At 73.0% G+C, this 12,554-nt stretch carries 11 protein-coding genes; 3 read left to right on the top strand and 8 right to left on the bottom strand.

Features of this window, described 5'->3' with window-relative positions; all coding sequences use genetic code 11:
* Window positions 1–21: 21 nt before the first annotated feature.
* Window positions 22–876, bottom strand: coding sequence for an ABC transporter permease (locus ACGF13_RS36900; protein ID WP_392883756.1), 855 nt, complete (start codon window positions 874–876; stop codon window positions 22–24).
* Window positions 877–904: 28 nt separating this feature from the next.
* Window positions 905–1,714: an ABC transporter ATP-binding protein gene (locus ACGF13_RS36895; RefSeq protein ID WP_392883708.1), complete on the bottom strand. Its 810-nt coding sequence runs from the start codon at window positions 1,712–1,714 to the stop codon at window positions 905–907.
* A 249-nt stretch (window positions 1,715–1,963) separates the two neighbouring features.
* On the opposite strand from ACGF13_RS36895, the gene ACGF13_RS36890 reads away from it, so the two are divergent.
* The gene (locus tag ACGF13_RS36890) at window positions 1,964–3,559 is read left to right on the top strand and encodes an ATP-binding protein (protein WP_392883707.1); all 1,596 of its coding nucleotides are present in this window, start codon (window positions 1,964–1,966) and stop codon (window positions 3,557–3,559) included.
* Window positions 3,559–4,245, top strand: a complete 687-nt coding sequence (locus tag ACGF13_RS36885; RefSeq protein ID WP_392883705.1) for a response regulator — start codon at window positions 3,559–3,561, stop codon at window positions 4,243–4,245. Before ACGF13_RS36890 ends, ACGF13_RS36885 begins: the two co-directional genes overlap by 1 nt.
* Window positions 4,246–4,352: 107 nt before the next feature.
* On the opposite strand, the gene ACGF13_RS36880 is transcribed toward ACGF13_RS36885, so the two are convergent.
* The 6 genes from ACGF13_RS36880 to ACGF13_RS36855 all read right to left on the bottom strand — a co-directional run bounded on the left by ACGF13_RS36880 (window position 4,353) and on the right by ACGF13_RS36855 (window position 11,593).
* Complete coding sequence (locus tag ACGF13_RS36880; protein WP_392883704.1) at window positions 4,353–6,137, bottom strand: cation acetate symporter; 1,785 nt, start codon at window positions 6,135–6,137, stop codon at window positions 4,353–4,355.
* Window positions 6,134–6,760: a DUF485 domain-containing protein gene (locus ACGF13_RS36875; RefSeq protein ID WP_392883702.1), complete on the bottom strand. Its 627-nt coding sequence runs from the start codon at window positions 6,758–6,760 to the stop codon at window positions 6,134–6,136. The genes ACGF13_RS36880 and ACGF13_RS36875 overlap by 4 nt, the downstream gene beginning before the upstream one ends.
* Before the next feature lie 125 nt (window positions 6,761–6,885).
* Window positions 6,886–7,581, bottom strand: coding sequence for a response regulator (locus tag ACGF13_RS36870; protein ID WP_392883701.1), 696 nt, complete (start codon window positions 7,579–7,581; stop codon window positions 6,886–6,888).
* On the bottom strand, window positions 7,578–8,711 hold the full coding sequence (locus tag ACGF13_RS36865; RefSeq protein ID WP_392883754.1) for a sensor histidine kinase: 1,134 nt from the start codon (window positions 8,709–8,711) through the stop codon (window positions 7,578–7,580). Before ACGF13_RS36865 ends, ACGF13_RS36870 begins: the two co-directional genes overlap by 4 nt.
* Before the next feature lie 108 nt (window positions 8,712–8,819).
* On the bottom strand, window positions 8,820–9,305 hold the full coding sequence (locus ACGF13_RS36860; RefSeq protein WP_392883700.1) for a DUF1453 domain-containing protein: 486 nt from the start codon (window positions 9,303–9,305) through the stop codon (window positions 8,820–8,822).
* A gap of 176 nt (window positions 9,306–9,481) precedes the next feature.
* Entirely contained in the window at window positions 9,482–11,593 is a 2,112-nt protein-coding gene (locus tag ACGF13_RS36855) for a type IIA DNA topoisomerase subunit B (RefSeq protein ID WP_392883698.1), read from the bottom strand.
* Window positions 11,594–12,132: 539 nt separating this feature from the next.
* Here ACGF13_RS36855 and ACGF13_RS36850 point away from each other — a divergent pair.
* Window positions 12,133–12,363 (top strand): hypothetical protein, encoded by a 231-nt coding sequence (locus ACGF13_RS36850; protein ID WP_392883697.1) that lies wholly within the window; start codon window positions 12,133–12,135, stop codon window positions 12,361–12,363.
* The last annotated feature ends 191 nt before the right edge of the window (window positions 12,364–12,554 follow it).

The following is a 12,554-nucleotide window of genomic DNA, read 5'->3' as shown; positions in this document are numbered from 1 at the left end:
CTCGGTTCTGGCAGGGGGAGTTCAGCGGCCGTCGCCCGCGTCGGCGGGCTTCCAGCGGAACAGCTTCTTCTCGGCGAAGGTCAGCAGCCCCTCGGTGAGCAGCGCGACGACGGCGAGGATGGTCATGGCCGCGTACACGCCCGCGGCGTTGAAGGTGCCCTGGGCGGCCGCGACGAGCAGGCCGAGGCCCTTGGTGGCGCCGATGTACTCGCCGACGATGGCGCCGATCAGCGCGAAGCCGAAGCTGACGTGCAGGCTGGTGAAGATCCAGGTGGTGGCGGCGGGGATGACCACCTGGAGGGTGACCCTGCGGTTGTCGGCGCCGAGGATGCGGGCGTTGGCGACGAGGTTGCGGTCCACCTCGCGGGCGCCCTGGAAGGCGTTGAAGAACACCGGGAAGAACACCAGCACCACCGCGGAGGCGACCTTGGAGGCCGGGCCCAGGCCGAACCAGATCAGGAAGATCGGCGCGAGCACGATCCGCGGGATGGCGTTGAGCACCTTGATGTACGGCCCGAACACGTCGGCCAGGAAGCGGATCCGGCCGAGCGCGATGCCCAGCAGCACACCGCCGACGACGCCGATCACCCAGCCGGTGAGGGCCTCGTAGAGGGTGTAGCCGATCTGCTCGCCGAGCGAGCCCTGGGCGGTGCCGTGGGTGATCCACTGCCATATCTGGTCCCAGATCCTCGACGGCTGGGAGAAGTTGAACGGGTCGATGACGTCCGTACGGGCGCAGACCTCCCACAGTCCGAGGAAGGCGAGCAGCACCGCGGCCCGGGCGCCGTGGACGAGCGACTTCCGTTGGCGGGCGGCCCGTTCGCGGGCCTCGGTTCTCGTCGTGACGGCCGCGGGTTTCCCGGCGCCGGCCGGCACGGACTCGGATGCGGACGCGGACTCGGTCTCAAGCGGCACGACCCGCTCCTCTCTCCCTGGTGATGCGCACCTCTTCGCCGAGCGAGGCCCAGATCTCGCGGTACAGCTCGACGAACCTCGGCTCCAGCCGGACGGCCTCCACGGTGCGCGGGCGCGGCAGGTCGACGGTGAAGACCTCCTTGACGGTGGCGGGGCCGGCCGTCATGACGACGACCCGGTCGGCGAGCGCGATGGCCTCGTCCAGGTCGTGGGTGACGAAGACGACGGACGAGCCCGTACCGGCCCACAGCTCCAGCAGCTGGTCCGACATCAGCGCCCTGGTCTGCACGTCCAGCGCCGAGAACGGCTCGTCCATCAGCAGGATCGCCGGGTCGTTGACGAAGGTCTGGGCGAGCGCGACGCGCTTGCGCATGCCGCCGGACAGCTGGTGCGGGTAGCGGTCCTCGAACGCGGCCAGGCCGACCCGGCCGAGCCAGTCCCGGGCCCGCTCCCTGGCCTCGGCGGCGGGCACGCCGCGGAAGCGCGGGCCGGCCGTCACGTTGGACAGGACGGTGCGCCAGGGGAAGACGGCGTCCTGCTGGAAGACGAAGCCGACCTTGGGGTCGATCCCGCGCACGGGCTCGCCGTACACCCTGACCTCGCCCTCGGTGGGCTCCTCCAAGCCGCTGACCAGGGTCAGCGTGGTGGACTTGCCGCAGCCGGTGGGGCCGACGACGGCGACGAACTCTCCTTGGGCGACGGTCAGATCGAGATCGCGGACGGCGGTGTGCAGCGCCCCGGACGGGGTGCGGAACCGTTTGGTCGCGCCGGTCAGCTCGATCGCCGGGGTGTTGCTCATGTCCATCCTCCGGGGTCTGTGCCTGCCCCGGAAAGGTAGGAGCGGACCCGGCCCCGGCGGGAGCCTTCTTCGCGTAGTGCGACTTCTCCGCATAGAGGGGTGTTCTGCTCGTTTTGCTTCCGCTACAACTGCGGGGACGCGGCTGACAGAAACGCCCCGGAAACATAGGGTGTCCCGACCCACCCACCGGCGCCCCCGACCGCCCTCCGAGGACGCCCGATCCCCCGCAGCCGCCGAGAGGAGGCCCGGATGAAGCTCCCCCGCGGACCCCGCCGGGTCTTCGCCCAGCTGCTGCTGAGCCAGACCGTCGTCACCGTCGGGGTCACCGCCGTGACCGCCGGGCTGTTCCTGGCCCCGGTCAGCAGCGAGCTGGACCACGACGCGATGCAGCGGGCGCTGTCGATCGCCCAGGCCACCGCCACCGACGAGAGCATCGCCCGGGCCGCCGCCGCCCGCGACGTGGTGGCCGCGCAGCGCAACGCCGAGCAGATCCGGCTGGCCACCGGCGCCAGCTTCGTGGTGGTCACCGACCTGGACGGCATCCGGCTCTCGCACACCGACCCGGGCCGGATCGGCCAGCGGGTCAGCACCGACCCGGAGCCGGCCCTCAGCGGCCGCAGCGTCACCGCCATCCAGGAGGGCACCCTGGGCCGCACCGCCCGCGGCAAGGTGCCGCTGCGGATGGCGGACGGCCGGATCGTCGGCGAGGTGTCGGTCGGCATCAGCGACGACTCGATCCGCCGCCGGCTGCTGACGATGCTCACCGGGATCCTGCTGTGCGCGGCCGCCGGCCTGACCGCCGGAACGATCGCCACCCTGCTCCTGGCCCGCCGCCTCAAGCGCCGCACCCACAACATCGCGTTGGCCGACATCTCCGCGCTGCTGGTGGAGCGGGAGGCGATGCTGCACGGCATCCGCGAGGGCATGCTCGCGCTGGACGAGCGCGGCCGGATCCGGCTGGCCAACGACGAGGCCCTGCGGCTGCTCGGCCTGCCCGAGGACTGCGCCGGCCGCCCGATCGGCGCGGTGCTGCCGCCCGGCCGGCTGGCGGACGTGCTCGCCGGACGGATCCCCGGCACCGACCTGCCGGCCGTCCGGGACGACCGCGTCCTGGTGGTGAACCGGATGGCCACGCCCGAGGGAGGCGCGGTGGTGACCCTCCGCGACCGCACCGAACTGGAGTCGCTGGTCCGCGAGTTGGACACCACCCGCAGCCTCACCGAGGCCCTGCGGGCCCAGGACCACGAGCACGCCAACCGGATGCACACCCTGCTGGGCCTGCTTGAGCTGGGCCGCCACGAGCAGGCGGTGGCGTTCATCTCGGAGCAGTCCGGCTCGCACGCGGTGGTCGCCGCGCGGATCGCCGAGCAGGTGCAGGACCCGCACGTGGCCGCACTGCTGGCGGGCAAGACCGCGGTGGCGGGCGAGCGCGGGGTACGGCTGGCGCTGGCCCCGGCGGCGCACCTGCCGGACGCCGTGGTGGACGCCCGGGCACTGGTCACGGTGCTCGGCAACCTGATCGACAACGCGGTGGACGCGCTGGCCGCGGGCGGCGGGGGCCGGGTGGAGGTGAGCCTGGCCGCGGCCGGCCCGACCCTGCTGCTGCAGGTCGCGGACAGCGGCCCGGGGGTGCCGGAGGAACTGCGCGAGCAGGTCTTCGAAGAGGGGTGGACCAGCAAGGACGCGCCCGCGCACCGTCCGCGCGGGCTGGGGCTGGCGATGGTGCGGCGGCTGGTCGAACGGACCGGCGGCCGGATCGTGCTCGACGGCGGGCCGCTCGGCGGCGCCCGCTTCACCGTCGAGCTGCCCGAGGCCCTGCTCACCACTCGGCTCGTGGAGGCATGATGATCGACGTACTCGTGGTGGACGACGACTTCCGGGTCGCGGACGTGCACGCCGCGTACGTGGCGAAGGTCCCGGGCTTCCGGGTGACCGGCACCGCGCACTCGGCCGGGGAGGCACTGGCCGCCGTGGAGCGCCGCCCGGTGGACCTGCTGCTGCTCGACCACCACCTGCCCGACGAGACCGGCCTGGCCCTGGTACGCCGCCTGCGGGACCGCCAGGTGGCCTGCGACGTGATGATGGTGACGGCCGCCCGGGACGTCTCGACGGTGCACGCCGCGATGCAGCACGGCGCGCTCCAGTACCTGGTCAAGCCGTTCACCTTCGCCGGACTGCGGGAGAAGCTGGTGGCGTACGCACAGCTGCGGCACGCGCTCGCCGCCCCGGCCAGGGAGGCCGGCCAGGACGAGGTGGACCGGCTGTTCGCGACCCTGCGCAGCGCCGCCGCCCCGGCCGGAACGCTCCCCAAGGGCCACTCGGCGCCCACCACCGACCTGGTGATGGGCGTGCTGCGCCGGGCCGGCCAGCCGCTCTCCGCCCACGAGGTCGCCGAGGCCACCGGGCTGAGCCGGTCCACCGCGCAGCGCTACCTCAAGCAGCTGGAGCGGGACAGCCGGCTGCGGCTGACCCTGCGGTACGGCGACACCGGCCGCCCGGAGCACCGCTACGCGCCGGCGGCCCGGGCCTGAGGCGCCCCCGGTTCCGGCCCGGGGCCGGACAGGGGGCCGGACAGGGGGCCGGACAGGGGGGAACCCCGGCGGCCCCAGGCCCGCCGGGGTTCCCCGGGCGCGACGGCTCAGGCCGCGCCCGCACCGGTGAGGGCACGTACCTCCAGCTCGGCGAACCGGTCCGGGTCGGCGGGCTCGGACGAGGTGACCGTCCCGATCCAGCCGGCCAGGAAGCCGAGCGGGATGGAGACGATGCCCGGGTTCTCCAGCGGGAACCAGTGGAAGTCGACGCCCGGGAACAGCGCCTCGGCGGAACCGGACACCACCGGCGAGAAGATCACCAGCGCGATCGCCGGGATCAGCCCGCCGTACACCGCCCAGACCGCGCCACGAGCGGTGAACCGCGACCAGAACAGGCTGTACAGCAGCACCGGCAGGTTGGACGAGGCGGCGACGGCGAAGGCCAGGCCGACCAGGAAGGCGACGTTCAGCTGCTGGGCGAAGAGGCTGATCACGATCGCCGTCGCACCGATCCCGGCGGCGGCGATCCGGGCGACCACCACCTCCTGCTGCTCGCTGACCTCGGACACCGACTCCTTCGCCGCCCGGGAGGACGGGACGGCCTCGCCGCGGCGGCGCCGCCCGTGGCCGTCCTGCGTCTGCTCGCGCCCCGGCCGGGCGCGCCAGGCGCCGGCCCAGATGTCGTGGGCGAACGCGGCCGAGGAGGCCAGGGTCAGCCCGGCGACCACCGCGAGGATGGTGGCGAAGGCGATCGCCGAGATCAGCGCGAACAGCACCACCCCACCGGTGCTGCCGTTGCCGCCGCCGAGCGTCAGGGCGAGCAGCGGAACGGCGGTGTTCCCGGCCGAGTTGGCGTGCCGCACCTCGGCCGAGCCGATCAGCGCGGTGGCGCCGAGGCCGAGCACGATCGCCATCAGGTAGAAGCTGCCGACCAGGCCGATCGCCCACATCGTGGAGCGGCGGGCGGCCCGCGCGGTGGGCACCGTGTAGAAGCGGGACAGGATGTGCGGGAGGCCGGCGGTGCCGAGCACCAGGCCGAGGCCGAGGCTGACGAAGTCCAGCCGGCTGGTGAGGCTGCCGCCGTACTTGAGCCCGGGCTCCAGGTAGCGGTGCCCGGCACCGCTGTGCTGGGCGGCCTGGCGCATCAGCTCGCCGAGGTCCCCGTGGAAGCGGACCACCAGCAGCACGGTGAGCAGGACCGAACCGCCGGTCAACAGGAAGGCCTTGATGATCTGGATCCAGGTGGTGGCCCGCATCCCGCCGATGGTGACGTAGACGATCATCAGGGCGCCGACGGCGATGATGGTCCAGGTGCGGGCGTGCGGGCTGCCGGTGCCGAGCAGCAGGGCGACCAGCGAGCCGGCGCCGACCATCTGGGCCACCAGGTAGAGCAGGGTGACCACGACGCTGGCACCGCCGGCCGCGGCGCGCACCCTGCGGCGGCGCAGCCTCAGCGCGAGCACGTCGGCGAGGGTGTACCGGCCGGCGTTGCGGACGAGTTCGGCGACCAGCATCAGCACCACCAGCCAGGCGACCAGGAAGCCGATGCTGTAGAGCACGCCGTCGTAGCCGTACAGCGCGATCAGCCCGGCGACGCCCAGGAAGGAGGCGGCGGAGAGGTAGTCCCCGGAGAGCGCGAAGCCGTTCTGCAGCGGGGTGAAGTCGCGGCCGCCGGCGAAGAAGTCCTCGGCGGCGTTGCCCTGGCGGCCGACCCAGAGGGTGACCCCCAGGGTGACCAGGACGACGACGGCGAACAGCGCGATCGCGAGCGAGTGGTGGTCGCCGGTGGGGGCGACGGGCGGCGGGGTGGCGGTCGTCACCGCGGTGCGTACCGCGGTCCGTACGGCGGCCACGGCGGCGTCGGTGGGCATGGTGGGCATCACGGTCGTCATCGCAGTTGGTCCTGGGTGTCCCAGCGCAGGCCCAGGGCGGCGCGGTCGCGCTTGGTCCGGGAGTTGCGGGCGTAGAGCCAGGTGAGCAGGAAGGTCGAGGCGAACTGCAGCAGGCCCAGCAGCCAGGCCACGTTGAGCGGACCGGCCACCGTCCTGCGCATCAGGTCGGGGGCTCCGGCCTGGGCGGCGACGAACAGCAGGTACCAGGCGAGGAAGGCGCTGGTGATCGGGAAGACGAAGGTCCGGTAGCTGCGGCGGATCTGCCGGAACGTGTCGCTGGCCTGGACCGCCCGGTAGACCTCGGTGCGGTCGGCGACCGGCTCCTCGTCAAGTGGCGGGTGCGGTACGGCCGGTGACTCCCGGTCGTCGGGGGTGGTCTGGGCGAACGGCTCGTCGGCGGCCCCGTGGACCGGTGCGCCGACGGCCACTGACCCGACGACGGCCTCCGCCGACTGGGCCGTACGGGCGTGGTCCGTACGGTCGGGGCCCGACTGCGCCGGTACCGCCGTCCGGCGGTGCGCGGCCGATGGCTCGGCGGACTCAACGGGGGTGCCGGCGGCCGGAGCGGCCCACCAGTCGAATTGCTGTCCCGGTCCGGGACTGCTCGTCTGCTGCTGTGGCACTGCTGCTCCTGGACGGCCGGATGTTCTGACCCGAACCATGATGGCGGCCCCTGGACAGCGCCCCTGACCATCGCAGATACGTTCACTCGATGAGGTGATCGATCATCCGACAGACACTCATCCGACTACTGCTGCGTCCCGGTGATTCCGTGTCGGAAGGCGTAGGCGACCGCCTGCGCCCGGTCCCGCACCGCCGTCTTGGCGAACAGGTTGTTGATGTGGGTCTTCACGGTCGCCGGGCTGACGAACAGCCGCCGGGCGATCTCGGCGTTGGACAGCCCCTCGGCGATCAGCGCCAGCACCTCGGCCTCCCGGACGGTCAGCCCGTCGGGCAGCTCCCCCGGCCGCGCCGCGGGCCGCTCGGCGGTCTTCCCGGAGCCGGTCGGCTGCTCCGAAAGCCTTTCCAGCAGGCGGAGTTGGACCTGCGGGGAGAGCCCGGCCGCGCCCGAGCGGACGTCCGCGATGGCCCTCGCGATCTCCTCGGCGCCGGCGTCCTTGGTGAGGTAGCCGCGGGCCCCCGCCTGGAGCGCCGGGAACAGCGAGTCGTCGTCGGCGTAGGTGGTGAGCACCACCACCTCGGTCTCGGGGTGCGCGGCGCGGATCCGCCGGGTCGCCTCGACGCCGTCGCAGCGCGGCATCCGCAGATCCATCAGCACCACGTCCGGGTGATGACGCTCCACCAGGGCGACCGCCTCCTCCCCGTCCCCCGCCGCACCGACCACCTCGATGCCGGGCAGCAGCCCCAGCAGCATCACGATGCCCTCGCGCACCACCGTCTGGTCGTCCGCGACCAGCACCCTGGTCGCCCCCGCCGCCGTCATGCCGGCACCCGCAGCAGCACGCGCCACCCTCCGTCCTCCGGGCCCGCCAGCAGCGTGCCGCCGAGCAGTTCCGCGCGTTCGCGCATTCCCAGCAGACCGTACCCGCTGCCGCTGTCGGCCAGCTCCCCCGGCTGCGGCCGGTCCTCGGACGGGCCGCGCGGCGGCCGGGCGTTGCGCACCTCCAGCTCCACCACCCCCTCCAGGTAGCGCAGTCGGACGGAGCAGCGGGCGCCGGCCGCGTGCTTGCGGACGTTGGTCACCGCCTCCTGCGCGGTGCGCCGCACCGCGAGGGCGGCCTCGGCGGCGAGCGGCCGGGGCGTGCCGGTGACGGTGAGCTCGGCGCGCTCCCGCCCTGCCAGCTCGACCAGGAACTCCCCGACCGGGGTGAACTCCCCGCGCAGCGCGGACAGCGCCTGCCGGGTCTCGGCCAACCCGTCCTGCGCCATCCGCCGTGCGGCGACGACCCGTTCGCGGATCTGCTCGCGGTCCGTCCCGGCGTCCAGCATCAGCCGGGCCGCCTCCAGGTGGACGAGCTGCGCGGACAGGCTGTGGGCGAGCACGTCGTGGATCTCCCGGGCGATCCTGGCCCGTTCGGCGAGCGCCGCGCTCTCCGCCTCGGCGGCCCGGGCGGCCCGCTCCTGGGCGAGCAGCCGGCGGGAGGTGCCGCGCGCCTCGATGTCCAGCCGCAACAGGTAGCCGAGCAGGGTGATCCCGCCGACGGTGGCCGCGATGCTGAGCCAGCTCGACGTGGTCACCGCCGCGTACGAGGCCAGCGAGGCCGCCGCGGTGATCAGCCCGGGCGCGGGCGGCATCCGGACCAGTGCCATCACCGCCAGGCCGTACCAGAGCACGTCGGCGAGCAGGGTCGCCCCACCGGTGTTGGCCAGCCAAGCGGCGCCGACCAGCGCCCCGGTCAGCAGGTACGCGGGCAGCGCACGCTGCTCCCGGGTGGCGCGCAGCCAGGCCGCGCAGAGCCCGAAGGCCGCGACCAGTCCGGCCGTCGCGGCCACCGCCGCCCAGCCGGCGTACCTGCCGTCGGCGAGGGTCCCCCAGGTGACGGTGGCCACCAGCACGATGCGGCCCAGCACGGTCAGGGCCCGCCGCGGCCGGCTCTCGGCCTCGCGGTCCATCCCCTCGCGGGACGGCCAGCGGGTCCAGTACCAGCCGGCCACGGCTGCCTCCTCGGTGCTCAGGGCGGTGCTCACGGCGATGGGTCGGTGCGGCGGGATCGGTGCGGTTCAGTGCAGGAGGGCGGTGGGGGGCGTGGGCTCCAGCGCCCGGGCCCTCCAGTTCACCACGAGCGAGCGGACCAGCAGCAGGACCGCCATGCCGAGCATCAGGGAGCTGCCGGACTGGTGGACGTGCAGCGCCCCGCCGATCCCGTACAGGCCGAGCCGGATGGCGAGCATCCCGATCCAGGCGGCGACCGTGGCCTTGGTGCCCTTGAGCATGACCGAGCCGTCCGCGGCCCGCCAGAGCCGTACGGTCCAGCCCCAGACGGAGCCCATCGCGAGCACGGCGACCAGCCCGGCGGCCAGCAGGCCCCCGGACAGCACGGCGTGCTGGTGGTCGATGATCTGCGGGTCCCGCAGCGCGAGCGCGCCCAGGATCAGCGGAAGGATCCAGAAGCGGCGCTCGGAGTCCAGGCGCTGCACGCGCATCTGGCGCCGGACGACCAGGACCAGCACCGCGGCGATCACGAGCAGGTTGGTGAGGGTGGTCATCGGACGACTCCGTCCCGTGGAGAGGCTTGTTGCTGACCTCTCCGACGCTACGGATTCGCCCGTTCCCGCTGATCGGAGCCGGGGTGGACCCCGGGTGGAACGCGAACGGCCGGGCCTCCACCCACGGGTGGAGGCCCGGCCGGACGGGACGCGCGGGCGCGCGCGGGGCGCCCGCGTCAGGCGTCGATGCGCGAGCGGTCCAGGGTGGCCGCCGAGTCCACGATGAACTCCTTGCGCGGGGCGACGTCGTTGCCCATCAGCAGGTCGAAGATCCGCTCGGCCTGCTCCAGGTCGCCCAGGTTGATCCGGCGCAGCGTGCGGTGGCGCGGGTCCATGGTGGTCTCGGCCAGCTGGTCGGCGTCCATCTCGCCCAGACCCTTGTAGCGCTGCACCGGCTCCTTCCAGCGCTGCCCCTTGCGCTGGAACTCCAGCAGCGTGGAGCGCAGTTCGGCGTCGGAGTAGGTGTAGTGGTACTTCTCCTGGCCGCGCTTGGGGTTGGTGAGCTCGATCCGGTGCAGCGGCGGCACGGCGGCGAAGACCCGGCCCTGCTCGACCATCGGCCGCATGTAGCGGTGGAAGAGGGTGAGCAGCAGGGTGCGGATGTGCGAGCCGTCGACGTCGGCGTCGGCCATGAAGATGACCCGGCCGTAGCGGGCCTGGTCGATGTCGAAGGTGCGGCCGGAACCGGCCCCTATCACCTGGATGATCGCGGCGCACTCGGCGTTCTTGAGCATGTCGCTCACCGAGGCCTTCTGGACGTTGAGGATCTTGCCGCGGATCGGCAGCAGCGCCTGGAACTCGGAGTTGCGGGCGAGCTTGGCGGTGCCGAGCGCGGAGTCCCCCTCGACGATGAACAGTTCGCTGCGGTCGACGTCGTCGCTGCGGCAGTCGGCCAGCTTGGCGGGCAGCGAGCTGGTCTCCAGCGCGGTCTTCCGGCGCTGGGCCTCCTTGTGCTGCCGGGCGGCGACCCGGGTGCGGGCGGCCGCGACGACCTTGTCCAGCACGGCCCTGGCCTGGAGCTTCTGGTCCTTCTTGGCCGAGGTGAGGAAGGCCTTGAGCTCCTTGGCGACGACGGCGGCGACGATCCGGTTGGCCGCCGAGGTGCCGAGCACCTCCTTGGTCTGGCCCTCGAACTGCGGCTCGGCGAGCCGGACCGTGACCACCGCGGTGAGGCCCTCGGTGGCGTCGTCCTTGGTGATGTCGTCCTCGGCCACGCGCAGCAGCTTGCTCGCGCGCAGCGCCTCGTTGACCGTCTTGGCCAGCGAGCGCTCGAAACCGGTGACGTGGGTGCCGCCCTTGGGGGTGGCGATGATGTTGACGAAGGAGCGCAGGGTGGTGTCGTAACCGGCGCCCCAGCGCAGCGCGATGTCCACGCCGAGGGTGCGGGTGACCTCGGTGGGGGTCATGTGGCCGAGGTCGTCCAGGACCGGCACGGTCTCCTTGAAGGTGCCCTCGCCGCGCAGCCGCAGCACGTCGCAGACCGGCTTGTCGGGGGCCAGGAACTCGCAGAACTCGGCGATGCCGCCGTCGTAGCGGAAGACCGACTCCTCGATCTGCTCGCTCTCGGTGAGGCGTTCGTCACGCACCACGATGGTCAGGCCGGGGACCAGGAAGGCGGTCTGCCGGGCGCGGCTGTGCAGCGTCTCCAGGGAGAGCTTGGCGTCCTTGAGGAAGATCTGCCGGTCGGCCCAGTAGCGGATCCGGGTGCCGGTGCGGGTCTTGGGCACCTTGCGGGCCCTGGTCAGGCCGTTGCCGGGCTCGAAGGGCGCGTCCGGGCTGGTCTCGGTGAAGATGCCGGGGGTGCCGCGGCGGAAGCTGATCGCGTGGGTGTGCCCACCGCGGTCGACCTCGACGTCGAGGCGGGCGGAGAGCGCGTTGACGACCGAGGCGCCGACACCGTGCAGACCGCCGGAGGCCGCGTAGGAGCCGCCGCCGAACTTGCCGCCGGCGTGCAGCTTGGTCATCACGACCTCGACGCCGGACAGCCCGGTCTTGGGCTCGACGTCGACCGGGATACCGCGCCCGTTGTCCCGGACCTCGACCGAGGAGTCGGGGTGCAGCACGACGTCGATGCGGTCGCAGTAGCCGCCGAGCGCCTCGTCGACGGAGTTGTCGATGATCTCCCAGAGACAGTGCATCAGGCCACGGCTGTCGGTCGAGCCGATGTACATGCCCGGGCGCTTGCGGACCGCCTCCAGGCCCTCCAGGACGAGCAGGTGCCGCGCGGTGTAGTTGGAACCGTCGTCGCCGGCCAGCAGCGCGGACGGCACGGTCGTTTCGGCACTCACGCGGCACTCTCCTCGGTGAAGTTCTGTCTCATCGGTCACATCCGGACGCATCCGGACCAAACGCCAGTGCAGCACGCCGCACCGACACCCGTCGCCCTGCGTGCCCGATCCCCTGCACCGGGTGCGCAGCACGGCGGGCCGGCCCCGCGCAGCTTGTACGCGCTGCGCGAACAAGCACCGCACCCGGACGCGGGCCCCGGGGGCGCCATCTCCTCCCGGTACCACCGGTCCTGGCGGATCGTGGGGCCCGGCGCAGGCTCCGGAACTGCCGTTATGCAGGCTACCGGGGCCCGGGGCGGGGCTTATGCTCCAACCCGGCAGAGGATTATGCTACGCGGACGCCGCACCCGATCCCGATCGGGCGTTCGAGCGGCGGGCGGATCCCGGGATTTCGGCACGCATGAACCACCGACGCCCGGGGCACGTCCTCATCAACACAGCAGAATCCTCAGAGAAGAAAAGCCACGAGCGGGAACGTTTTCGGCCTGGTTGGATGTTGACCCTGGTACGACAGCTCGTCGAGCTAGAGAAGAGGCGACGTGACTACTGTTCTGACCCCTGCGAGCCCGCTCACCGCGGCTGACCGCTGCGACCGCTGCGGCGCCCAGGCCTACCTGCGCGTCGTACTCGCCAGCGGCGGAGAGCTGCTCTTCTGTGCCCACCACGGCCGGAAGTTCGAGCCCGAGCTCAAGAAGATCGCCGTGGAGATACAGGACGAGAGTGGCCGTCTGACCACGACCGTCGCCACGGCCGCAGACGACGAGCGCTGATCCCGGGCGCCAAAACCAGCAGCCGGCGTCGTGCTGTGTCCGGTCGCGCACCGCGCGCGACCGGTGAGCCGGGGGGGCGCCCCCCCCGGGGGGCGGCCGCCCGCGGCAGCGCGGACCGGCCCCCCTTACCGGCGCCGCCGCCGGCCCCCCCCGCCCGCGCCGGGTACGAGACCCGGGGGGCGGGTGCCGCG

Origin of the sequence: Kitasatospora sp. NPDC048286 (genome assembly GCF_043201735.1) — a bacterium.
In the GTDB taxonomy this organism is placed as follows: domain Bacteria; phylum Actinomycetota; class Actinomycetes; order Streptomycetales; family Streptomycetaceae; genus Kitasatospora.
This window is presented reverse-complemented; position numbering and strand designations above follow the sequence as displayed.

Coding starts and splice junctions, on each gene's coding strand:
- ACGF13_RS36895 (WP_392883708.1), bottom strand. CDS start 1,714: ATGAGCAACACCCCGGCGATCGAGCTGACCGGCGCGACCAAACGGTTC.
- ACGF13_RS36890 (WP_392883707.1), top strand. CDS start 1,964: ATGAAGCTCCCCCGCGGACCCCGCCGGGTCTTCGCCCAGCTGCTGCTG.
- ACGF13_RS36885 (WP_392883705.1), top strand. CDS start 3,559: ATGATCGACGTACTCGTGGTGGACGACGACTTCCGGGTCGCGGACGTG.
- ACGF13_RS36880 (WP_392883704.1), bottom strand. CDS start 6,137: ATGACGACCGTGATGCCCACCATGCCCACCGACGCCGCCGTGGCCGCC.
- ACGF13_RS36870 (WP_392883701.1), bottom strand. CDS start 7,581: ATGACGGCGGCGGGGGCGACCAGGGTGCTGGTCGCGGACGACCAGACG.
- ACGF13_RS36865 (WP_392883754.1), bottom strand. CDS start 8,711: ATGGACCGCGAGGCCGAGAGCCGGCCGCGGCGGGCCCTGACCGTGCTG.
- ACGF13_RS36860 (WP_392883700.1), bottom strand. CDS start 9,305: ATGACCACCCTCACCAACCTGCTCGTGATCGCCGCGGTGCTGGTCCTG.